Origin of the sequence: Streptomyces sp. SID3343 (genome assembly GCF_009865215.1) — a bacterium.
Taxonomy (GTDB): domain Bacteria; phylum Actinomycetota; class Actinomycetes; order Streptomycetales; family Streptomycetaceae; genus Embleya.
In genome coordinates, this window is the sequence record NZ_WWJX01000816.1 from 1 (window position 1) to 21676 (window position 21676).

Annotated in this window: 22 protein-coding genes and 1 pseudogene; 17 read left to right on the top strand and 6 right to left on the bottom strand. The window is 66.1% G+C overall.

Features of this window, described 5'->3' with window-relative positions; translation table 11 throughout:
- A pseudogene (locus GT354_RS25200) lies at positions 1-439 on the bottom strand (hypothetical protein); the annotation flags it as partial.
- A 149-nt stretch (positions 440-588) separates the two neighbouring features.
- On the opposite strand from GT354_RS25200, the gene GT354_RS25205 reads away from it, so the two are divergent.
- Both GT354_RS25205 and mqnP read left to right on the top strand, forming a co-directional pair.
- A complete protein-coding gene (locus GT354_RS25205) occupies positions 589-2040 on the top strand; it encodes a menaquinone biosynthesis decarboxylase (RefSeq protein ID WP_161358656.1) in 1452 nt (483 codons plus the stop codon).
- A complete protein-coding gene (mqnP, locus tag GT354_RS25210) occupies positions 2037-2951 on the top strand; it encodes a menaquinone biosynthesis prenyltransferase MqnP (protein WP_161358657.1) in 915 nt (304 codons plus the stop codon). Before GT354_RS25205 ends, mqnP begins: the two co-directional genes overlap by 4 nt.
- Positions 2952-3024: 73 nt before the next feature.
- Here the strand turns inward: mqnP and GT354_RS25215 are convergent, their stop codons facing one another.
- On the bottom strand, positions 3025-3723 hold the full coding sequence (locus GT354_RS25215) for a tectonin domain-containing protein (protein WP_161358658.1): 699 nt from the start codon (positions 3721-3723) through the stop codon (positions 3025-3027).
- Between the two features lie 315 nt (positions 3724-4038).
- Positions 4039-4986 carry an RNA polymerase sigma-70 factor gene (locus tag GT354_RS25220; RefSeq protein WP_161358659.1) on the bottom strand — a complete coding sequence of 316 codons (948 nt, stop codon included), beginning with the start codon at positions 4984-4986 and terminating at the stop codon, positions 4039-4041.
- Between the two features lie 199 nt (positions 4987-5185).
- Between GT354_RS25220 and GT354_RS25225 the strand changes: the two genes are divergently transcribed.
- Both GT354_RS25225 and GT354_RS25230 read left to right on the top strand, forming a co-directional pair.
- Positions 5186-5671 (top strand): carboxymuconolactone decarboxylase family protein, encoded by a 486-nt coding sequence (locus GT354_RS25225; RefSeq protein ID WP_161358660.1) that lies wholly within the window; start codon positions 5186-5188, stop codon positions 5669-5671.
- A gap of 278 nt (positions 5672-5949) precedes the next feature.
- On the top strand, positions 5950-6336 hold the full coding sequence (locus tag GT354_RS25230; protein ID WP_161358661.1) for a hypothetical protein: 387 nt from the start codon (positions 5950-5952) through the stop codon (positions 6334-6336).
- Between the two features lie 199 nt (positions 6337-6535).
- Here the strand turns inward: GT354_RS25230 and GT354_RS25235 are convergent, their stop codons facing one another.
- Both GT354_RS25235 and GT354_RS25240 read right to left on the bottom strand, forming a co-directional pair.
- Positions 6536-7537, bottom strand: a complete 1002-nt coding sequence (locus GT354_RS25235; protein WP_161358662.1) for a hypothetical protein — start codon at positions 7535-7537, stop codon at positions 6536-6538.
- Positions 7538-7643: 106 nt separating this feature from the next.
- Entirely contained in the window at positions 7644-8249 is a 606-nt protein-coding gene (locus GT354_RS25240) for a rhomboid family intramembrane serine protease (protein ID WP_161358663.1), read from the bottom strand.
- A gap of 53 nt (positions 8250-8302) precedes the next feature.
- On the opposite strand from GT354_RS25240, the gene GT354_RS25245 reads away from it, so the two are divergent.
- The 12 genes from GT354_RS25245 (at position 8303) to GT354_RS25300 (ending at position 19808) form a co-directional block, all read left to right on the top strand.
- Positions 8303-8968: a UbiX family flavin prenyltransferase gene (locus GT354_RS25245; protein ID WP_161358664.1), complete on the top strand. Its 666-nt coding sequence runs from the start codon at positions 8303-8305 to the stop codon at positions 8966-8968.
- A 414-nt stretch (positions 8969-9382) separates the two neighbouring features.
- Positions 9383-9841: an Lrp/AsnC family transcriptional regulator gene (locus GT354_RS25250; RefSeq protein ID WP_161358665.1), complete on the top strand. Its 459-nt coding sequence runs from the start codon at positions 9383-9385 to the stop codon at positions 9839-9841.
- 40 nt (positions 9842-9881) lie between these two features.
- Positions 9882-10841 carry a threonine/serine dehydratase gene (locus GT354_RS25255; protein ID WP_161358666.1) on the top strand — a complete coding sequence of 320 codons (960 nt, stop codon included), beginning with the start codon at positions 9882-9884 and terminating at the stop codon, positions 10839-10841.
- Between the two features lie 81 nt (positions 10842-10922).
- Entirely contained in the window at positions 10923-12086 is a 1164-nt protein-coding gene (gene mqnE, locus GT354_RS25260) for an aminofutalosine synthase MqnE (RefSeq protein WP_161358667.1), read from the top strand.
- Between the two features lie 63 nt (positions 12087-12149).
- Positions 12150-13154: an SUKH-4 family immunity protein gene (locus GT354_RS25265; RefSeq protein WP_161358668.1), complete on the top strand. Its 1005-nt coding sequence runs from the start codon at positions 12150-12152 to the stop codon at positions 13152-13154.
- 190 nt (positions 13155-13344) lie between these two features.
- Positions 13345-14427 carry an SUKH-4 family immunity protein gene (locus tag GT354_RS25270; RefSeq protein WP_161358669.1) on the top strand — a complete coding sequence of 361 codons (1083 nt, stop codon included), beginning with the start codon at positions 13345-13347 and terminating at the stop codon, positions 14425-14427.
- A gap of 139 nt (positions 14428-14566) precedes the next feature.
- Positions 14567-14863 (top strand): DUF4229 domain-containing protein, encoded by a 297-nt coding sequence (locus tag GT354_RS25275; protein WP_237535434.1) that lies wholly within the window; start codon positions 14567-14569, stop codon positions 14861-14863.
- Positions 14864-15335: 472 nt separating this feature from the next.
- Positions 15336-16652: a dicarboxylate/amino acid:cation symporter gene (locus GT354_RS25280; RefSeq protein WP_346012161.1), complete on the top strand. Its 1317-nt coding sequence runs from the start codon at positions 15336-15338 to the stop codon at positions 16650-16652.
- A gap of 126 nt (positions 16653-16778) precedes the next feature.
- Entirely contained in the window at positions 16779-16955 is a 177-nt protein-coding gene (locus GT354_RS25285) for a hypothetical protein (RefSeq protein ID WP_202512271.1), read from the top strand.
- Between the two features lie 216 nt (positions 16956-17171).
- Positions 17172-18272, top strand: a complete 1101-nt coding sequence (locus tag GT354_RS25290; protein WP_161358672.1) for a nucleoid-associated protein — start codon at positions 17172-17174, stop codon at positions 18270-18272.
- Positions 18269-19258: a RelA/SpoT domain-containing protein gene (locus GT354_RS25295; protein WP_161358673.1), complete on the top strand. Its 990-nt coding sequence runs from the start codon at positions 18269-18271 to the stop codon at positions 19256-19258. Before GT354_RS25290 ends, GT354_RS25295 begins: the two co-directional genes overlap by 4 nt.
- Entirely contained in the window at positions 19251-19808 is a 558-nt protein-coding gene (locus GT354_RS25300; RefSeq protein ID WP_161358674.1) for a hypothetical protein, read from the top strand. The genes GT354_RS25295 and GT354_RS25300 overlap by 8 nt, the downstream gene beginning before the upstream one ends.
- A gap of 207 nt (positions 19809-20015) precedes the next feature.
- Here the strand turns inward: GT354_RS25300 and GT354_RS54480 are convergent, their stop codons facing one another.
- Positions 20016-21326, bottom strand: a complete 1311-nt coding sequence (locus tag GT354_RS54480; RefSeq protein ID WP_161358675.1) for a transcriptional regulator — start codon at positions 21324-21326, stop codon at positions 20016-20018.
- A 159-nt stretch (positions 21327-21485) separates the two neighbouring features.
- Here GT354_RS54480 and GT354_RS54485 point away from each other — a divergent pair.
- The coding region (locus GT354_RS54485) for a hypothetical protein (protein ID WP_237535431.1) at positions 21486-21676 on the top strand (191 nt) is incomplete at its 3' end.

Here is a 21676-nt window from a genome sequence, read left to right on the forward strand (position 1 = left end):
GGGCCCTGCGCGGCGGGTCGCCGCGACGCGGGGTCGGCATGACGGCGCGCAGCGAGGCGAACTCCTGCGCCTGCGCGTCGAGCCGCTCCTGCCGCTTGCGCAACAACCGCTGCCGCTCCCGCGCGGCCTCCAGATCGAGCAGCACCTGCGGCAGATCCGCGTCGTCGACCGCGACGGCTTGGGCGGCGGGCCGTACGTCGGTCACCCGCACACCGGGGTCGGCGCCGGGCCCGTCCGCAACCGCGTCGGCGCCGCTCGTGGCACCCGAGACCACCCGGGCGCGCAGCGAATATCCGTACGCGGTCAGCGGGAACCCCGTCACCCGCACCCGGACCGGCCCCGAGACACCGGTCGGCAGGTCCACCTCGCAGTGTCGTACGCACACCGCCCCGGCATCGTGCACCACGACCGAACGCAATTCCGAAGCGACCTCGAGCATGTACCCCTCCCGCACCGGTCCCGCCCGTGACTGTCCCTGGGCGCCGCGCGGGCTCGGCGTGGCCTGCCCGCTCGACGAGGGGACCAAAGTAGCCCGACCGGGCAGGTGCGCGTGCGGCTGCGGCTAGTGCGTATCGGATACTGGCACGCATGGCATACGGGACCTTGCGCGCTTTCCTGAAGGCACTGGAGAAGCGCGGTGAACTGAAGCGCGTGCGCGCCGAGGTCGATCCACATCTGGAAGTCGGTGAGATCACCGACCGGGTGAACAAGGCCAAGGGCCCGGCCCTGCTCTTCGAGAACGTCAAGGGCAGCGCGATGCCGCTCGCGATGAACGTCTACGGCACCGACAAGCGCATGCTCATGGCGCTGGGTCTGGACAGCTACGACGAGTTGTCGACGAAGATCGGCGGCCTGCTCAAGCCGGAACTTCCGCAGGGCTTCACCGGCATCCGCGAAGCGTTCGGCAAGCTCGGCTCGGTGGTGCACATCCCGCCGAAGACGATCAAGGACGCGCCGTGCCAGGAGGTCGTGTTCAAGGGTGACGAGGTCGACCTGGACACGATCCCGGCCCTGTTCACGTGGCCCGAGGACGGCGGCTCCTTCTACAACCTGGGCCTGACCCACACCAAGGACCCCGACACCGGCGTGCGCAACCTGGGCCTGTACCGGCTCCAACGGCACGACAAGCGCACGATCGGGATGCACTGGCAGATCCACAAGGACAGCCGCAACCACTATCAGGTGGCCGCCAAGCGCGGGGAGCGGTTGCCGGTGGCGATCGCGTTCGGGTGCCCGCCGGCGGTGACGTACGCCTCCACCGCGCCGCTGCCCGGCGACATCGACGAGTATCTGTTCGCCGGCTTCATCGGCGGGCGGCGGGTGGAGATGGTGGACTGCGTGAGCGTCCCGCTCCAGGTGCCGGCCGAGGCCGAGGTCGTGTTGGAGGGGTGGCTCACCCCCGGTGAGACGCTGCCCGAAGGGCCGTTCGGCGACCACACCGGCTTCTACACGCCGCAGGAGCCGTTCCCGGCGCTGACCATCGACTGCGTGACGATGCGGGCGAAGCCGATCCTCCAGTCGATCGTGGTCGGCCGGCCGCCCACCGAGGACGGTCCGCTCGGCAAGGCGACGGAGCGCTTCTTCCTGCCGCTGCTCAAGATCATCGTGCCGGACATCGTGGACTACGACCTGCCCGAGGCGGGCGGCTTCCACAACTGCGCGATCGTCTCGATCGACAAGAAGTACCCCAAGCACGCGCAGAAGGTGATGAGCGCGATCTGGGGCGCGCACATGATGTCGCTGACCAAGCTCATCGTGGTGGTGGACTCCGACTGCGACGTGCACGACTACCACGAGGTGGCGTGGCGCGCGTTCGGCAACACCGACTACGCCCGCGACCTGATGCTCACCGAAGGGCCCGTGGACCACCTCGACCACGCGTCGTACCAGCAGTTCTGGGGCGGCAAGGCCGGCATCGACGCCACCCGCAAGTTGCCCGAGGAGGGCTACACGCGCGACGGCGGCTGGCCCGAGATGGTCGTGTCGGATCCGGAGACCGCCGCGAAGGTGACTCGTCGTTGGAAGGAATACGGGCTGTGACGTCCGCTGCTCTACCCGCTCCAGGAACCCCTTCGGAGCACGGCAGGATCAAGGCGTTCCTGCGCGTGGTGATGATCGAACACTCGGTGTTCGCGCTGCCGTTCGCCTACATCGCGGCGTTCACCGCGATGTTCGAGACCAACGGACACCTGCACTACCGGGAGTTGCTCCTGGTCACGGTCGCGATGGTGGGCCTGCGCACGTTCGCGATGGCGTGCAACCGGATCATCGACCGCGAGATCGACGCGCGCAACCCGCGGACCGCGACGCGCGAACTGGTCACCGGTGTGGTGTCGGTGCGCACCGCGTGGGTCGGCGCGCTGGTCGCGCTGCTGTGCTACCTGGTTGCGGCCGCGCTGCTCAACCCGCTGTGCCTGGCGCTCGCGCCGCTCGCGGTGGTCCCGATGGTGGTCTATCCGTACGGCAAGCGGTTCACCGACGTGCCGCACGCGATCCTGGGCGTCGCGCAGGCGATCGGCCCGATCGGGGCGTGGCTCGCGGTCACCGGCGAGTGGTCGTGGAAGGCGGTCGTACTGGGCCTCGCGGTCGGCACCTGGATCGGCGGCTTCGACCTGATCTTCGGCTGCCAGGACGTCGCGGCGGACCGCGCGCACGGCGTCAAGAGTGTGCCGGCCAAGTGGGGCATCGCCAACGCGCTCAACGCCTCGAAGATCACCCACGTGGTGACCACGCTGCTGTTCGTCTGGTTCGGCGCGCTGGTGGGCGCGGGCTTCTTCTGGTGGCTGGGCCTGCTCGTCGTCGCGGCGGCGTTCGTCTACGAGCACTCCCTGCTCAAGCCGGACGACCTCTCCAAACTCAACCGCGCCTTCTTCACCACCAACGGCTTCATCGGCATCGCGCTGTTCTGCTGCGCGCTGCTGGACCTGAGCGTGCGGGGCTTGGGGCTGTAACGCGGCGATTCGGCGACCTGCGACGTGCCGGGCGCCGGTACGTCCGGGCCCGGCACGTCATGGTGTCGATGGCTCAGCCGGGCTGGTCGCCGGTGTAGCGGTAGATGTCGTGGCCGGCGTTGACGCCCCACACCGTGCCGTCGGCGCCCGCTCCGATGTCGCTCAGCGCGCCGGGGATGTTCACCCACGGGTTGGTGTCGTTGTTGGTGAACTTGTAGATGCTGCCGGCGGCGTTGACGCCCCAGACGTTGGTGCGTGACCCGGCCGAGATCCGGACCAGCTTGCCGGGGATGTGCACCCAGTGGGTGGAGCCCTGGTCGCCGGCGTAGCGGTAGATGTCGCCGGCCGCGTTGACGCCCCACACGGTGCCGTCGGCCGCGGCCCCGATGTCGCTCAGCGCGCCGGGGATCTTCACCCACGGGTTGGCGTCGTCGTTGGTGAACCGGTAGATGCCACCGGCGGCGTTGACCCCCCAGACGTTGGTGCGCGATCCGGCCGAGATCCGCGCCAGGCCGCCGGGGATCTTCACCCAGTGGTTGGAGCCCTGGTCGCCGGTGTAGCGGTAGATCTCGTCGTTGGCGTTCACCCCCCAGACCGTGCCGTCCGGGGCCGCGCCGATGTCCTTGAGGCCACCCGGGATGTTCACCCAGGGGTTGGCGTCGTCGTTGGTGTAGCGGTAGATGGCACCGGCCGCGTTCACCCCCCACACGACGCTCCGCGATCCCGCCGAGATCGCCGAGAGACCGCCGGGAATCTTCTGCCAATCAGCCATGTCGAACCCGCTCCCCTTTGCTGTGCTTCGGGTGTTGCGCCGGGTTTTCGGCATCGGGAGGCCCGACCAAACGGAGCGTCGATCGACTGGCCGGAAAACACGGGCGGTCGATCGCGGCAGCCACGTGATCACCGCAGGCGGCGGTGTCGCGCGAACAGCTCGTCCGATGAGTGGATTGACCGAAAGTCGGTCGCGCGGACGGGTGATGGACACGCGGGGGACTGTCGAGTAGGTCTGCGCGGGCGGCGGCCGGCGGAGGTCGTCCGTTCCGAAGGCGAGAGCGAAGGCGAGAGCGAGAGCGAGGGCGCGGCTCGGTCAGCGGCGCAGGATGATCTCCCGCTCCATGCGGGACAGTTTCTCGGGGTTGCGCACGGCGTACAGCCCGCTGATGAGCCCGTCGTCGATGCGCACCGCCACGACGGTGTCGATCTTGCCGTCGAGCCGCAGAACCAGCGCCGGGTAACCGTTGACCTGCGCCGGCCGCAGCGACGCGGTGGCGGCGATCCTGCCCAGCACCCGCGCCACCGTGTCGACTCCGGTGACGGGCGCCAACGCGGCTCGGGCGACTCCGCCACCGTCGCTCAGGAGTACGACATCCGGCGCGAGCAGGTCGAGCAGGCGCTGTAGGTCGCCCGTTTCGACCGCCCGCCGAAACGCCTGGAGCACCCCGCGGGTCTCGGCCGCGGACACCACCTCCCGTGGGCGTCGCGCCGCGACGTGTGCGCGTGCCCGGTGGGCGATCTGGCGGACCGCGGCCGGGCTCTTGTCGACGGCTTCGGCGATCTCGTCGTACTCCAGACCGAACACCTCGCGCAGCACGAACACCGCCCGCTCGGTGGGCCCGAGTGTCTCCAGCACCAGCAACATCGCCATCGAGACGCTGTCGGCCAACTCGACGTCCTCGGCCACGTCGGGCGCGGTCAGCAGCGGTTCGGGGAGCCAGGGGCCGACGTAGTTCTCCTTGCGCCGGCGCAGCGTACGCAGCCGGCCCAGGGCCTGGCGAGTGGTGATCCGGACCAGGTACGCCCGTTGCTCCCGCACCGCGTCCATATCGACGCCCACCCATCGCAACCAGGTCTCCTGGAGGACGTCTTCGGCGTCGGCGGCCGAGCCGAGCATCTCGTAGGCGATGGTGAACAACAGGTTGCGATGGGCGACGAACGCCTCGGTGGCGACGTCCGTACGCCCGCCGCGCGCAAGCGGCTCGGCCGGGTCCGCGTCGTCCCCCGCCCGGCCCGTCGCCCGCTCGCCGTGCTCGCCCATCGCCGACTCCCGCCTGTTCGCCCTCGACCGTGTCACACGCACAAGACACCGACCGCACCGCCTTTGTGACACCCCCGGCGGGTGGCCCACGTCACAACGTCGGCGCTGTCACAAGAACGGGGTCACCGGCATCTCGTGTTCGTCAGGACGCCGCAGCAACGATCCGCGCGGCAAGAGACCCCACTGTGAGGACGAAGTCATGGAACCCCGTTTCGACCTGTTCGCCAACGAGCTCGGCGCCAAGATCAGCAAGCGGTTCTACAACGTCAGCCTGGCGATCCAACAGTCTCCACTGCCTCGGGCCACCCAGGACCTGGTGATGCTGCGCGTCAGTCAGATCAACGGCTGCGGTTTCTGCGTCGACTACCACTCCAAGGAGGCCGCGGCCGCCGGGGAGACGTCGGTCCGGCTCCACCTGGTCGCCGCGTGGCGCGAGACCTCCGTGTTCACCGAGGCCGAGCGGGCCGCACTGGCCCTCGCCGAGGAAGGCACCCGACTCGCCGACGCCGACCACGGCGTGTCCGACGAGACGTGGGCCCAAGCCCGCAAGCACTACGACGACGACCGGATCGCCGCCCTGGTCTACCTGATCGCCGTGATCAACGCCGCGAACCGCGTCGGCGTCATAGTACGAAACCAGGGCGGCTCCTACGAACCCGGCGTCCCGGCCGCGCTCACCGACTGAACACCGCCCACCCACCGCAACGGCCCGGCCGGGACCAACACTCCCGGCCGGGGATTCCGGCCTCGGCTTGGCCGGTTCGTGCCTCTACCTTTTCGTTCACCGCATGCAAATATTTCACGGTCACGACGGTCTTCGCGGGCGCCGGTTTTTCTCTGCGGCGGCTTGCCCGACACCGGGCTTCGGTACGGAACTTCCACGGTCGGCGCGGTGTCGACCCCCCGTTCGTCAAGCGATGTCCGGTTGCTGCCGGGCTGGTTCACGTGAGAGGGAGCAGGGAAATGCGAAAGCGAATCGTTTCGGTGGCTCTGGCGATAGCGGCAACGGCAACGACGGCGGTCATGGCGGCTCCGCCGGCAACTGCCAACGTCGGTGGGCTGTACCTCGGAATCAACCAGAACCTTCAGCCGTTACCGGCGATGTTCTTCACCAACAGCGTCGCCAACCTGGGCTCGTCGGGTCAGGGCGACCTGGCCAGTTCGGCGCAGAACACCGACACCTCGGCCTGGGTGCTGTTCGACGACCGCAACTACCGCGACCGTCGCTACTGCCTGCCGCCCGGCGGATACATCGCCAACCTGCACTCCGGTTCCTGGAACTTCGGCGACAAGACCTCCTCCGTGCTGCGCCTGGGCACCGCGAGTTGCGCGGGCTACCCGACCTTCTGACAAGAGCGAGGGACGGCGTCGACACCGACGCCCGAGATCCCGCACGTGCGCAGGCACCGGCGCACACCGCGTCGGCCGTCGCCTCGGGCCCCCGGTACGCGGGCGGCCCGAGGCGACCTCGGACCGAGTCGGCGACGCGCTCGGCCGAGGTTGTCGTCGGGGGCACGGGTGTTCGGTGGGCGGTGGGGTGCCCTACCGGCTACGCCTTCTTGTCCGTGCCCGTGAACAGGTCGGTCATCCGGCCGCCGAAGGACTCCATCAGGCCGTTCAGGTCGATCGTCTCGGACGCCGGGGGAGCCTTCGGGGTGACGGGCTGGTCGATCTTGGAGTACTTGAAGTCGACGGACATCTCGTTCGAGCCGTCGCTGCCCGAGTCGCCCGTCACCCGAACCGGGAGCGGGCGGCCGTTGGCGGCGACGTACACCGTCACGGTCTCGTTGCTCTTCGCGTCCTTGCTGATCAGCGGGATGGTCTTGACGCCGTTGAGCTCGGTGATCGGGCCCTTGGTCGTGGGGGCCTCGGGCGTCTTGGACGACTCGCCGTCGGAGTCGGAACCCGAGTCGGAACCGGGCTCGGAGGAAGGGGACTTCGAGTCGGAGTCCGAGCCGAACAGGCCGTCGAGCGGGGAGCCGCCGCCCTTGATCACGTCGCCACCCAGCTTGCTCACCTCGGAGCCGCCGAACTTGACGTACTTGCCCTCGATCAGCTTGCCGGCCTCGCTGATCATCTTGGTGAACTCGTCACCGAGGGCCTTCTCCGCGGACGAATTCGGCTTCGCCGTCGAGTTCGTCGCCTCGGCGCGCTTGCCGATGTCCAGCACGAGGTCGATCGTTCCGGGCGCGAGCTTGACGTAGACGGTCTTGTCGACCGCGACGATGTCGAGGCCCTTGTCCTTCAAGGTGATCCGGCCTTCGGCCTGCTCGCCGGTGCCGACCTTGATGTCGGCGCCGATCGGGGTGTCGAACGCGGTGCCCGTGGCCTGCATGCGCAGGTTCGGCAGGTCCTTGAAGGAGTCTTCCGTCTTCTTGGACAGCTCTTCGGCACTCAGCGCCTCGTTCGAGGGGCCCTTCGGGTCGAGGACGTCCCCGGCACCGCCCCCGGCCGGTTTGAGCAGGTTCGGGGAGGACGATTCGCCGCAGCCGGTGGCGACGAAGACCAGCGGGACGGCGAGGGCAGCGGCGGATATCCGAAGCGAACGCACAGATGTACTCCTGGTCGAGGGTCACACGAAGGACGACGACCGCCTCGCCTGCCGGTGAGACCGGTGAGACCGCCTACTCGCATGGTAGGCAGCGCCGTCCACTGGTTCATCGGATCGGTACCCCGTCGGGCGAGACCTGTGCCACATCGCGCCGGCGCCGCAGGACCAGCGCCGCGAGCACGCCGCCGAGCAGCCCGAACAGGTGGCCCTGCCACGACACGCCCTGCGCGAGCGGAGTGACGCCGAGCGCGAACGAGCTGCCGTAGTAACCCAGGACGACCAACCCGACCACGATGTCGAGCACCCGGCGGTCGGCGAACCCGCGCACCAGCAGGTAGCCGAAGAGGCCGAACACGAGGATGCTCGCGCCCGCCGTGTTGGACCCGCTCGGCGACACGAGCCACACGCCGAGGCCGCCGGTGACGATGATCAGCAGCAGCACGCCGAGGAAGCGAAGAACCCCGCGCAGCGCGGCGAGAAAGCCGAGCACCATCAGCGGGAAGGTGTTGGAGACGATGTGTCCGGTGCCGAAGTGCAGGAACGGCGCGGTGAGGATGTCGGGCAACTCGTCGGCCCGACGCGGCGTTATGCCGTGGCCCACGAGCGAGTCGTCGGTCGCGTAGTTGATCAGCTGCACCACCCAGACGGTGGCGACCAACACGCCGGTGACGAGCACCGCGTCGCGAACCCCCGACACGGATATCCGAGCCATGCCTCCCCCTCCCCTGCGACCGGCACGGCGGCCACAAAGCCACAATAGGAGCCATGGACGACCAGCGGGACAGTGCCGAAGGACGACGCCCATGGATCGTGGGCGTTTCGGGGGCTTCCGGTACGCCTTACGCCGCCGCGGTGTTGGGCGGCCTGCTCGACGCGGGGGAGCACGTGGACCTCGTGATCAGCCGGGCCGCCCGGTTGACCCTGCTCGACGAGACCGGCATCGCGTTTCGCGACGCGCACTGGCGCGACGACCTCGCGGCGTGGACCAGGCTCGACAACGGCGCCCTCGACCGGGTGCGCTACTGGGCGGCCGGCGACATCGGCGCCGGGCCGGCGAGCGGGTCGTATCCGGCGAAGGGGATGATCGTGGTGCCGGCGAGCACGGCCTCGGTCGCGGGTATCGCGATCGGGCTGTCCAAGGACCTGCTCCAGCGCGCGGCGGACGTGAGCCTCAAGGAACGCCGCCCGCTGGTGATAGTGCCGCGCGAGACCCCGTTGACCGGCACGACGCTGCGGCACCTGGTCCGCCTGGACGACGCCGGCGCGGTGATCCTCCCGGCGTCCCCGGCGTTCTACGCGGGCGCCCAAGACGTACAACGGCTCGTCGACTTCGTCGCCGGCAAGGCGTTGGACGCGCTCGGCGTACGGCACACCCTGTATCGCCGATGGGACGGCGAACTCGGCGGCGCGCGACGCGAGGCGAGTGCGTGAGTGGACGACCCGAAAAGGCCCCCGCGGAGAACGGGAGCCTTGGGGATCGTGCCGGATCGATCGAGCCGATCGGTCCGGCGGGGTCCGATCGGTTGCGATCAGCGACCGGACTTGCGGCGGCCGACCAGACGCTTGACACGCGTGAGCGTGCTCGACGGCTGGGTGGCACGTGAGCGCTCCGCGATCGCATGCAGTTCCTGCATGTGAGCGCGAGCCATCTCCATGGTGTACACGGGGTTCCCTCCCAGTGAATCTTCATCAGAGGCTTATGGCTTCCGATGCCTTTGATTCTAAGGGTTAGAATCGCAAACGTCCAATGATTTACAGGCCTATGTGAGCCTGAACCTCTGTCATGCAGCGAACATGTAGTGAACGCACAGCGAACCGGATACTCGACAACTGGAGGAAACGGACATGGATGCCGTCGACCGCAAGCTGATCCAGGCGCTGCGCGGCAACGGACGGGCGTCGTACGCCGAGCTGGGCCGGCTCGTCGGCCTGTCCGGGCCGAGCGTCACCGACCGGATCAACCGTCTCGAACAGGGCGGCGTGATCACCGGTTACCGCGCGTCGGTCGACCCGGTCTCGCTGGGCCTGGGGGTCACCGCGCTGATCGGGATCCAGCTCTCCGACGCGGCCGACCACGACGACGTGAGCCGGCGGCTGCGCGACCTCGACGAAATCGAGGACTGCTGGTTCATCGCCGGCGACGACTCGTTCATGCTCAAGGTCCGGGTCTCCGACATGGAGGGCCTGGAGAACGTCGTCCGCCGCCTCTCCGGCACCCGCGGCGTCGCCCGCACCCGCACCACGGTCGTACTGTCCACCAAGTGGGAGTACCGCGCGGCCGAACTGCCCGAGCCCACCGAATAGGTTTGCGGCCCCCTCGGGGGGCTCTCCTAGGCTGGCCGTCATGACCGACCTCGTGACACTCGAAGACCTTCGCGCCGCACAAAAGCGCATCGCGGGCACGGCAGTGCGTACCCCGCTCCTGCCGTCCCTGCACGGTGACACCGACCGACCGCTGTGGCTCAAGCCGGAGAACCTCCAGCCGATCGGCGCGTTCAAGATCCGCGGCGCGTACAACGCCATCGCGGCGCTGAGCGAGGCCGACCGCTCGCGCGGGGTCGTCGCACACTCCAGCGGCAACCACGCGCAGGCGGTCGCGTACGCGGCCCGCGCGTTCGGCGTCAAGGCGGTGATCGTGATGCCCGACACCACCCCGCAGGTCAAGATCGACGCGACCCGCGCGCTCGGCGCCGAGATCGTCATCGTCACCCCGGACCGCCGCGACATCGCGGCCGGGGAACTCGCGCAGGAGCACGGCTACGCATTCGTGCCGCCCTACGACGACTCGCGCATCGTGGCCGGCCAAGGCACCACCGGCCTGGAGATCGTCGAGGACCTGCCGACCGTCGACACCGTGCTCGTCCCGGTCAGCGGCGGCGGCCTGATCTCCGGCATCGCCGCCGCGGTCAAGCTGACCGACCCGCGGATCAAGGTGATCGGCGTCGAGCCCGAACTCGCCGCCGACGCGGCCCAGTCCTTCCGCACCGGCGTGCGCACCACGTGGTCCACCGCCGACACCTACCGCACCATCGCCGACGGTCTGCGCACCACGTCGGTGGGCGTGATCCCGTTCGCGCACATCCAGGCGTACGTCGACGACATCGTCACCGTGACCGAGGCGCAGATCCGCGAGGCCATGCACTTCCTGGCGCTGCGTGCCCGCCTGGTCGCCGAACCTTCCGGCGCGGTCGCCACCGCCGCATACCTCTTCCGCAAGGACGCGCTGCCGGCCGGGCGCGAACACGTGGCCGTGGTCAGCGGCGGCAACGTGGACCCCGCGCTCTACGCCGAAGTGACGGCCTGAGCAGGTCGACGCCGACACCGGGCGTAACCTCGTACAAGCCGTGCAGCGGCACACAAGAACACCAAGAGGGAGAGCTGACGCATGGACGCGGGCCTGCGCAAGGAGATCGAGGACAAGGTTTTCGCCGGGGAGCGACTGAGCCGTGAAGACGGCATCGCGCTCTACGCGAGCGACGACCTCGCGTGGCTCGGCGGCCTCGCGCACCACGTGCGCACGGTGAAGAACGGCGACAAGGTCCACTTCAACGTGAACCGTCACCTCAACATGACCAACGTGTGCAACGCGTCGTGCGCCTACTGCTCGTTCCAGCGCAAGCCGGGCGAGAAGGACGCCTACACGATGCGCATCGAGGAGGCCGTGCGGCTCGCGAAGGAGATGGAGCCGGACGGGATCACCGAACTGCACATCGTCAACGGTCTGCACCCGACCCTGCCGTGGCGCTACTACCCGAGGTCGCTCAGTGCCCTCAAGGAGGTCCTGCCGAACGTCGCGCTCAAGGCGTTCACGGCGACCGAGATCCACTGGTTCGAGAAGATCTCCGGCCTGTCGGCCTCCGACATCCTCGACGAACTGATGGACGCGGGCCTGGAGTCGCTCACCGGCGGCGGCGCGGAGATCTTCGACTGGGAGGTCCGGCAGCACATCGTCGACCACGACACCCACTGGGAGGACTGGTCGCGGATCCACCGCCTCGCGCACTCCAAGGGCCTCAAGACGCCGAGCACGATGCTCTACGGCCACATCGAGGAGCCCAGGCACCGGGTCGACCACGTCATCCGGCTGCGCGAACTCCAGGACGAGACCGGCGGATTCCAGGTCTTCATCCCGCTGCGCTACCAGCACGACTTCCACGACAGCAAGGACGGCATCGTCCGTAACCGGCTCCAGGCCCGCACCAGCATGGCCACCGGCGCCGAGGCGCTCAAGGTGTTCGCCGTCTCGCGCCTGATGTTCGACAACGTCCCGCACGTCAAGTGCTTCTGGGTGATGCACGGCCTCGCGACCGCGCAGCTCGCGCTCAACCACGGCGCGGACGACCTCGACGGCTCGGTCGTCGAGTACAAGATCACCCACGACGCGGACGACTTCGGCACGCCGAACAAGATGACCCGCGACGACCTGCTCGACCTGATCCGTGACGCGGGCTTCCGCCCGGTCGAGCGCAACACCCTGTACGAGACGCTGCGCGAGTACGACGGCCCGGACCCGGCCCGCCGGGACGCCCCGCAGCCGATGAAGATCTGAGCACGAAGCGACGACGACACGACACGACGACACACGCCGCGGGCCCCGAGGGAGCACCAGTAGATGAGCGATGCCGTCACGTTCGACGAGGCCGCCACCTTTCTCGCCAGGACGGGCCCGTCGGGCGCGGCGGCGTTGCTGCGGCTGCGCGCGGAGCCCAAACGGCGGCCCGACGGGATGCTGGTGCTCGGTGAGTTCGAGTGGTTCACCCACCGGCGGATCGTGCTCGACCCGGCGACCGGCCACGTCTACGCGCAGTTCGGTGATCCGGAACTGTTGGCCACGAGCCTGGACACGTTCGGGCGACTGATCCGCGAGGTCGAGTCGTTCCGCACCCGCGACGGTGGGGTGTGGGACCCGGAGGTCGCCGCGCGCGCGGCCTTGGACCGGGTGCGGGCGTACGACCCGGCAGTGTTGGAAACCGACGGCAACGTGAGCGGCTACTGGCTCGCCTCGCTGCTCGTGTGGCCGCTGCTGTACGCGGTCGCGCCGGGCCGGGACGGGCTACGGCTGGACGTGACGCGTGAGTGGCTGGCGAGCGAGTTCGCCGCGGCGAACATCGTGGCGGTGGACGTCGACGCGCTTGCGGACACGATCGACGTGCATCCGCCGTCCCGGCGCTTCCTGCGCGACATCGGACTCGTCGCGGCGGGCCCGGTCCTGTTGTCCGACGAGCGACCGCTGCCGATCGACGCCAAGAACGAGGAAGAAGAGGAGAACGGCTACGAGGTACCGCCGGACGCCGGCCGATACCTGCTGCTCGGCGGGCTCGTCCACGAATTCGAGGTGCTCCTCGACAGCCGCGACGGTCGCCTGCACGCCTGGTACTACCCCGATGCCGAGCTGCGTCCGCTCAACGGCGACCTGTCGACGCTGGTGTTCACGCAGTGGATGAACGCCCGGGTCAACCGCTACGACCGCGAGTACGGGATCACCCACGACTACGACGGTCTGGCCGCGGTGATGACCGGTGTGCTCTCGGTCCTGGACCCGTTCGCGGCCGAGGGCGACGACGCGTACTGGCCGGGCATCTTCGACGATCGGCACGGCGGGGGCCTGTGCGGTTGACGAGCCGAGCGACGGTCGGACGGCGGAGTCGGGTGAGCGGTTCCACATCGTGGGTATTCACGACGTTCGGGAGCCGTCGGTGCTCGCCCTGCTCCCGGCGGGTCGACCCCCTCGGGTGAGCCGGGTGCCGAGCCGCCCACGGGCCGGGCGGCGCCCGCACCGCCGCCGTACCGCGATCGGAAGGGGACGCGTGAGCCGCGAACTGCGTACCGAGGTCACCCGGCAGCAGGCCGAGGAGTGGTTCGGCGAGGTGGTCCGGCACGACCTGCCGCAGATCGAACACGAACCCACCCGGCGTTTCCTGGCCGAGGTCGGGCTGCCCCGCGAGGCCGCCGGGGTGTGGTTCGATCCGGCCCCCGGTACGGCGGCCACCCGTCACCTGCTCGTGCTGGGCGGATACGGCGACCGCGCGGGCGGCGCGCACCACACGACGACCGTGCTGCTCGACGACGTGAGCGGCCGGATCCACACATCCGTGCGCGGCGGCGACCCCAGGCCGATGACCGTCGACGTGTCCACGCTCGTACGCAACGCCGGTCTGGTCGAGGAGATCAGCACCGGGCGCGGCCCGGTGCGCACGGCCGAGGAACTGTTCGCCCTGCTCGCGGCGACCGAGCCCGAGATCGACCGCAACGACTCGTTCTGGCACACGTCGTTCGCGATGTGGCAGTTGCGGCGGGCAGCGGTACCCGGTGACGGGCTCGCGGTGCGGATCACGCCGGCGATGCTGGACCTCGTGTACGAGAACGACTTCGGCGGCCTCCCCGAGGAGGTGCTGCCGGCCGCGCTCGTACACGAACCCACTCGGCGCTTCCTGCTGGAGATCGGCCTGATCGACGCGTGGGCCTACCTGGACATGCGCAACGACCGCGATCCGCTGCCCACGCTCGCCGAGCTGATCGCCGAACGCACGGCCGAGTGGGAGGACGAACCCGAGGCGCCGGACGACGCGGAACACCTGATCGTACTGGCCTACATCATGGAGGACGGCGACCTCGTGGTGGACGGCCGCACCGGCCTGCTGCTGCGGTGGGACTACAACGACGCCGAGCTGATCCCCTACAACACCGACCTGTCCACGCTCGCGTTCACGATGTGGGTGGTCGGGCGGGCGCGGCAGCAGACCGAGCGGCTCGACTTCACGGTGCGCGCGGACGCGTGGGAGTTGATCGTGCGCGCGATCCTCGCCCCGGCGGATCCGGTCGCGTGGGCCGACCCGTGGGGATATTGGCCGAACATGGTGCTCGGCGCCGAGCACGGGATGGTCCCTTGACCTGCGGATTCGCGGTCGCCGCGGCGCGCGTGGCCTACCCGGGTCCGGCTCCGGGATCGGAGATGCTTGACTGGTGTTGTGGGCGGTCTGTACCGCTCGTCCGCTCGTGCCGCCACCGCAAAGGGAACCGAAGGTGACCATGTCGAATCCCGCGCTGCGTTACTCGCTCTACCGTCTCGGCATCTTCGCCGCGCTGTTCGCCGTCGTCATGGTCGTGTTCGGACTGTTCGATCTGAACGGGCGAGGCATCATCTTCCTCGCGATCGGAATCGCGGCGGCCGTGTCGGCGGTGATCAGCTACAAGTTCCTGAACGCGCAGCGCGACGCCATGTCCGAGGCGCTCTACAACCGGGTACAGCGGGCCAAGGAGCGCATCGCCGAGGACAACCGAGCCGAGGACGCGAGCGCGGCCGCAATCGTGCGGGAAGCCTCGTAAGCCGGGGAAGCCGCGTTAAGGCCGGGGAAAGCCGCGTAAGGCCAGGGAAGGCCGCGTAAGCGAGGTGTGGCCGGCAGTGTCCGTTCCGTAATTCTTTGCGTTTATCGCCTCGGTGTCGCTACTCTCGCTTTCATGATCGGTGCAGGCAACACGCAGATGGCACGCGTAGCGGTGGGTTACCCGCTCGTGTCGCGCCGTCATGTGGACCTGGGCCGTTGCGCCACCGCGCTGTGTTGCGGCTAGCCGCCGCCGTGCCCCGGTCGGGCTGACACCTCTCCACGCTCGTCATCCGACCGCTTCGCACGCGGCCCCCGCGGCCGTTTCTGCGCGAAGTATCGTCTCTTCGTTTCTCTCCTGCCCGGCACCTGGTGCCTCGGTGCGCAGGTCACGGCCGCTCCCGTGTAGCAGTGAAATCCTCCGTCCCCCACGGTGCCCGTAAAACAGGAGCCCTGCCTTGTCTGCTGTCGATTCAGTGAAGTCCCTGAAGAGAACCCCGTTTTGGGCCCAGATAGCCCTCGGTCTCGTCTTCGGTGTGGTCCTCGGTTTCATCGCCAAGGAGTACAGCGTCGACTGGCTGACCGAGACCCTCACGCAGATCGGGACGATCTTCGTCCAACTGCTGAAGCTGGCCGTCCCGCCGCTGGTGTTCACCGCGATCCTGGTGAGCGTCGTCAACCTGCGCAACGTCAACAACGCCGCCCGGCTCGCCGCCCAGACACTGCTGTGGTTCCTGATCACGTCGCTGATCGCGGTCGGCATCGGCATCACCATCGGCCTCGTCACCAACCCGGGCGACGGCTTCAAGGCGCCGACCGACAAGCTCAAGGCGCCCACCACCAACGGTGACTGGCTCGACTTCATCACCGGCATCGTCCCGACCAACATCGTCAAGTCGTTCTCCGAGGTCAACGTCCTCCAGATCGTCTTCCTGGCCGTGGTCGTGGGCGCGGCGACGCTGTCCGTGGGAGCCAAGGCGGAGCCGATCATCAAGGGCGCCGAGATCATCCTCGAGGTCGTCCAGAAGGCCCTGTGGTGGGTCATCAAGCTCTCCCCGCTCGGCACGCTCGGCCTGATCGGCAAGTCCGTCGCCACCTACGGCTGGGACCTGGTCAAGCCGCTCGGCACCTTCACCGTCGACATCTATGTCGGTTGCGCCATCGTGCTGTTCGTGGTCTACCCGCTGCTGCTCGCGCTGGTCGGCAAGGTCAACCCGCTGCACTACTACAAGGGCGCGTGGCCGGCCATCCAGCTCGCGTTCGTCTCGCGCTCCTCGGTCGGCACCATGCCGGTCACCCAGAAGGTCACCGAGCGCCTCGGCGTCCCGAAGGACTACGCGTCGTTCGCGGTGCCGTTCGGCGCCACGACCAAGATGGACGGTTGCGCCGCGATCTACCCGGCGATCGCCGCGATCTTCGTCTCCGAGGTGTACGGGGTCAGCCTGGGCATCAAGGAGTACCTGCTGATCGCGTTCGTCTCGGTGATCGGTTCGGCCGCCACCGCGGGCCTCACCGGTGCGATCATCATGCTGACCCTCACGCTCAGCACGGTCGGCCTCCCGCTGGAGGGCGTCGCCCTGCTGCTGGCCATCGACCCGATCCTGGACATGATGCGTACCGCGGTCAACGTGGCCGGTCAAGTAGTAGTGCCGTTGATTGTCTCCGCCCGTGAGGGGACGCTCGACCTGGAGAAGTACAACAACCCGCGTGACCTGGAAGCCCCGGACGAGCCGGAGGACACCCCGCGCGTCCCGCTCCAGAAGACGGACGACCGCGAGCCGGTCACCGTCTGACGCACCCCCGAACAGCGCCCCCGATCCCTTCGTGCCGAAGGGTCGGGGGCGCTTTGCGTGCGCAGTAATCCTTGCTTCGGTGAAGAGTAGCTGTGGGGTGTCCTCGTCGCCTTCGAGGTTCTGGTCGTGGATCGTCTGGCCGAACTTCCTCAAAACACGTGGGCCGACAACCGGTCTTGGAACGCGGGCGCGACCGCGGTCTTCCTGATCCGCCTGGCCCTGACGGTCGTCTCGTTCATGGCCAGCAACGCGATCGGCGGCCGGGGATCAAGGGCGTTCGGGCCTCGCGCGTCGGCTCCTTAGTTCGTGGATCGGCAGCGATGCAGAGGTCAATCACATGAGCCTCGCTCGGCTCTTATGGCCGCAGTCGCCGGAAGCGAATACGTACGCAGAGTGCTCGTGCAATTACGGAAAGGAGTCGGACCCGAGATCGCGCCTGAGAAGGCGGGAAGTCCTGCGGACCGGGCAATGTGGCGTGATAATAGACCGTCAGTTGTGGATCTGATCGATCGGTAGACGATGACTTATCACTATCCCGTGCTAGAAATTTCTCGCGTCATCATGCATTCCGTGCCAAAGGCAGGACGCAACGACCCGAACGCTGAGCCTTTGGGCCTAAGTGAGATCGAGAGCTCGTTGACCGAAGCTGTCCGTCTGAATTTGCAAGGTAAGTTTCGCGCCGACCTTACGTCAGCCAGAGAAGTTATCGAGGACTCGAATGCGGAGTCTCCGATCCCAAACCTGCTGCGTGACTTCTTTGAGGGCAGGAGCAGTGACTTCGTAGCAATGTCCTCCCAGCTGGCAGAAGCGCTTCGTCAGGCGCAGACAGGAGTGAATTCGGGAGGACTCTTGCTTGTCGCTGAAGGCAAAGCGGACGAGCGAAAAATTGTCATCATCGTGAAGCTTGAGCGTGAAAACGGCATGCGCGCACATGGGGAAGTTGTAGCCGGAAAGAAAACATTCAAAGTCGAATACTTGAACGATATTCTCTTCCCTGGAAAGTCCAGAATTTACAAGATCGGGATTTTTTGGGAGCCGAAGAGTTCCGATGAAGAAATCCAGGGGATTATTGCTGACAAGCAGGTTGCTAGTGGAAAGCTCAGCAAATTTTTCCTCAGCGATTTTCTAGGCTTCCGCTTTACCGAGGATGCCGAAGAAGTAACCAGTCGTTTCTTCTCCGAAACGATGTCTTGGATCAACCGAGAAGATTTCTCGTCGGGTATCAAGGCAAGATATACGGTGGCTCTCATGGCAGAACTGAACAATCGTGAGAGGACGATCTTTGCCAAAAAGTTCGCTACAGCAAATTTTGAGCCTGCCCATCAAGATTCATATATCTCAGCAATGGCCGAAGCCAAAGTGCATGTCTCCATGTTCGAAAAAGACCTAACCTTGATTTCAACTAAGATTGCTAAAGTTCAATTCGTCTTCGAGAACGGGGCCATCGTTATTGCCCCTCACGAGGCGTTGGAGAGCGGGGCGGTGCTTGTGACGCAAGAGGGTGAGGGCATGAGCACCATTTCGGTTACGGATGAGCTAAAAACGGTCAGCTCTCAGACGGCTGGCAGTAGGAAGCAGGCAGGGAGGCAACTCGATTCGTCAGGAGAGGTTTCATCGTGACTACCACCATTGATCGGGCTCGGGAACGCTTTCAGAGGGAGCTTCCGCAGTTCGAGGCGTTGACGCGCGATATCATAGCCAAGATCGACCAAGCTGCGAAGGGTAGGAAAATTCGCTGCCGAGTATCCGGCAGAGTCAAAGACCCGCATAGTTTTGTAACAAAGTCAATTGCAAAGGGATATCAAGATCCATGGCGCCAGATAACTGACAAGTCAGGTGTCCGGATAATTCTAGATCATCCTGGTGAAATCACGCCCATGCTTGATTTGGTCGTTCACGAATTCGAAGCTGTTCGAGTCGAAGACACTCGTGACGACCCGGATGGAATCAAACAGCTCAGCTACCCGAAAGTACATGTTCAAATAGCTGACCCGTTTCCAGAGTCGCGTCTTGGTGTATCTGAAACATTGGAATGCGAGATACAGATCCGGACGGATGCCCAAGACCTCTGGGCGCGAATGTCCCACGCGATGCTGTACAAGCCCCAATCAACCCCGCCCCTAGATGTCAGACGCTCCCTGTACCGTCTCATAGCACTGGTCGAACTGTACGACGCTGAAGTCGAACGGGGAGTTCGTGCTATGACAGAAAACCCCGCCTATATAGAGAATCAACTATTTGATCAAGCTGAACGAATTTTTCGGAGATACGTATCCGGACAATCGGAGCGGGAAATATCCGAAGCGATCATCCCAGTGCTGGCAAGTACGATTGAGGTGTCGAATGGCGTCTATTTCGAGAAGCTCAATAAATTTGTTGCAGAGAATTTGTCTCATTTACGTTCTGTGTACGAGCGGTACGCGGAAAAAGTCCCATTGGAAATGGTTGAACGTTACATTGCAGTAGGCCAACCGGAGAGCATTATCATTTTCGAGCGCTTGTCGGCTCAACCTTTTTACCTAAAGGCGAAGTGGAGCGAGTCAAGCCTTCCTCTAAATTGGCTGGAATCGGCAGCGGAAGCTTGGGGAGTTGTTTTGGATGAATGAGGGATCTGGGGTAGCAGCCACGGCTCTTTTTGTGGAGATCTTAGTGGTTGGCGTCGGAGCACTTAGTGGTCTTTCTATCTTGATAACTGGAATCTGGTTTCCAAGAGGTTTGGAAAATGTGCCATCGCTGGACGGGAGCATTCTCCTTGGCTTGGGAATTTCGCTCGCTTACGCGCTGGGAATCCTTGTGGATCGATGGGCAGATGCGCTCCTGACGAAAGCGAGACATGCACTTCGTTCTCAATATTTCGCATCTGATTTGGAGTATGCAGAGGCGCGAGTCAAAGCGAACGCCACGCCGTCATACGCCCTCCGAGCAGAGTACGCAAAGAGCAGAATTCGGGTGTGCAGAGGGTGGATGCTGAACAGTGTAATTATTTCATGGTCAGCAATCATTTTCGTAGCCCGGAATGAGGAAATCGATCATCGGCTGCTCGCGATCATTTTCTGCGCCGTCGCCGGGCCACTGCTCGGTTCGGCGTTCTTCTTTGCATGGCGCGGAATGATCGATCAGGGATACAAGAACACAGAACAGCAGGCTAAACCCTGACTCGCATTTTTCAGAGAATGTTCAAGGTTTAGGAATACCCAAAAGCTTGCGCTATGTATGAACTAAGGCTCCTGGCGAGCTGGGCCCGGCCAGCCATGCGCCCCGCGCTCGATTTGCTCGGCGAAGAGTATAGGGAACACTGTTATGCGTTCAGATACTCGTGCACGCACCTTCGTATTGATCGCATAAACCGCACGCATGCGTGATTCAGGCGCGCAACAAATGTCCGTGATCATGGAGCACTTGGCGAACTTCCGGTACTTCGCCGATTGTTTGCAAGTTCCGGAGGACTACCCGGGCGCGTTCGCTAGTGCGTTCGCTCGCGATGTCGGCGGACAGGGTGATCATTCGTTCGGCCGTAGCCGCAGCCTGTTCGGGTTCGTTCGCGTGGACATATGCCTCGGCAAGCCATGACAAGTAGAGGGCCATCTCGCGTGCGTGTGTGACGTCGTAGCGACTGAGCACGTCGGTCAACAGAGGCACAGCTCGAAGCGGACGGCGTAGTTCCGTGTACGCGCGAGCCTCCATCACTTGGAGTTCACCCGAGTTGACCCAGTAGAGGTAGCCGGGTTCGTCCACCCCGTCCGTGTGCTCGGTCAGTGCCGCCTCTGCGGCTCCAAGCGCCTTCATCGCCTCCTGAGCGTTCCCGGCCTTGGTGTACGCCCACGCGGCCCGGTCATGTGTGAGTGCTCGGGCTCGTGGCGGGGCTGCTGCGCCGGTGGTGCCAACAGCTGCCTTGGCCAGTGTCACGGCGTCCGCCGGGCGCTGTGTGTTGGCGTAGTGGTAGGACAGAGAGCCGATGAGATTCCCGGTGAGTGTTCCGTCTCCGGCCGCGCGGGCGGCACTGATGCCAAGCCGATATGCCTTCTCTGCCTGCGCGTTTTGGCCGGCGTCGCTGGCGATCCATCCCGCGATCTGGGCAAGTTCGCCGATGGCTGCCAACAGCGCTCGGCCGACTTCGTCGGAATGGCTGCTCTCGCGGTAGAGGCGGATCGCTTGCCTTAGTTCTCGAAATGCGGGTGCGATGAGGTCTCCGCCGGAAAGGAAGTCGTCGGCGAGTCGTAGCCCGTGAACGCGGCCGGACAAGTCCAGCACTGCGCCCGCGCCCACTTGGCGTCTCGATCCCCCCTGCGCCGGCGTCAGGGCTCCTTCGTCCGCTGGGAGAAGCTCGGCGAGCATGCGTGCCGCGTTCGGTGGAGACCCGTCAGGCGCCGTACGACCGTGGTCTTCGCTTGTCGGCTCGTGGCGCGGCTCTGCTACCACCGGCGCACTCCAGCCGAGATCGGCGAACGGGCGGCCTGTGGTTCTTTCCAGGATCCGCCTGTAGGCAGGGCCCGGCATTGCGATGGTTCCGTCTTCGAGGTGCGCGACGTACCGCCAGTTGCAGGCGCAGTTCTCGCCCAGCTCGCGGGCGGCTTTCGCCATGGAATCTGCGAACTCATCTCGGGTTTGGTGCCGTTCCTGCTCTCGCAGGCGGCGTAGAACTGTGTTCGGGCGCTTCTCGGTCTTGCGGGTCAACGCAACTCCGATGCACGTCGGGGACCGTGGCGACCTTCACGGTAGTCCTGCGACCTCCTCCTGTGGGAGTCATGCGAGCGGGAGCGCTGCAGCGAAATGGCATGTGGATGACATGCGTCGGCCATGGATCTTGACCCGGGGAGGCTCGACGCTCGTTATATGGGCAGAGCGCAGACAGGGCGGGCGGGCCTGCGGCACGTGATCGTGCGGGATCCGCCGGTACAAGAGGAGCGGGAACGGAGCATCGTCCCCGATGCGGAGTGGTCGGAGAGCATGGGGCTCCTGAGTCCGGGTGAGCGGTGGCTCGGCCCCGTTTTCAGCGGCTCGGAGTACACCCCGATGTGGGTCCG

Coding starts and splice junctions, on each gene's coding strand:
- GT354_RS25205 (WP_161358656.1), top strand. CDS start 589: ATGGCATACGGGACCTTGCGCGCTTTCCTGAAGGCACTGGAGAAGCGC.
- GT354_RS25215 (WP_161358658.1), bottom strand. CDS start 3,723: ATGGCTGATTGGCAGAAGATTCCCGGCGGTCTCTCGGCGATCTCGGCG.
- GT354_RS25220 (WP_161358659.1), bottom strand. CDS start 4,986: ATGGGCGAGCACGGCGAGCGGGCGACGGGCCGGGCGGGGGACGACGCG.
- GT354_RS25225 (WP_161358660.1), top strand. CDS start 5,186: ATGGAACCCCGTTTCGACCTGTTCGCCAACGAGCTCGGCGCCAAGATC.
- GT354_RS25230 (WP_161358661.1), top strand. CDS start 5,950: ATGCGAAAGCGAATCGTTTCGGTGGCTCTGGCGATAGCGGCAACGGCA.
- GT354_RS25240 (WP_161358663.1), bottom strand. CDS start 8,249: ATGGCTCGGATATCCGTGTCGGGGGTTCGCGACGCGGTGCTCGTCACC.
- GT354_RS25245 (WP_161358664.1), top strand. CDS start 8,303: ATGGACGACCAGCGGGACAGTGCCGAAGGACGACGCCCATGGATCGTG.
- GT354_RS25250 (WP_161358665.1), top strand. CDS start 9,383: ATGGATGCCGTCGACCGCAAGCTGATCCAGGCGCTGCGCGGCAACGGA.
- GT354_RS25255 (WP_161358666.1), top strand. CDS start 9,882: ATGACCGACCTCGTGACACTCGAAGACCTTCGCGCCGCACAAAAGCGC.
- mqnE (WP_161358667.1), top strand. CDS start 10,923: ATGGACGCGGGCCTGCGCAAGGAGATCGAGGACAAGGTTTTCGCCGGG.
- GT354_RS25265 (WP_161358668.1), top strand. CDS start 12,150: ATGAGCGATGCCGTCACGTTCGACGAGGCCGCCACCTTTCTCGCCAGG.
- GT354_RS25275 (WP_237535434.1), top strand. CDS start 14,567: ATGTCGAATCCCGCGCTGCGTTACTCGCTCTACCGTCTCGGCATCTTC.
- GT354_RS25290 (WP_161358672.1), top strand. CDS start 17,172: ATGACTTATCACTATCCCGTGCTAGAAATTTCTCGCGTCATCATGCAT.
- GT354_RS25300 (WP_161358674.1), top strand. CDS start 19,251: ATGAATGAGGGATCTGGGGTAGCAGCCACGGCTCTTTTTGTGGAGATC.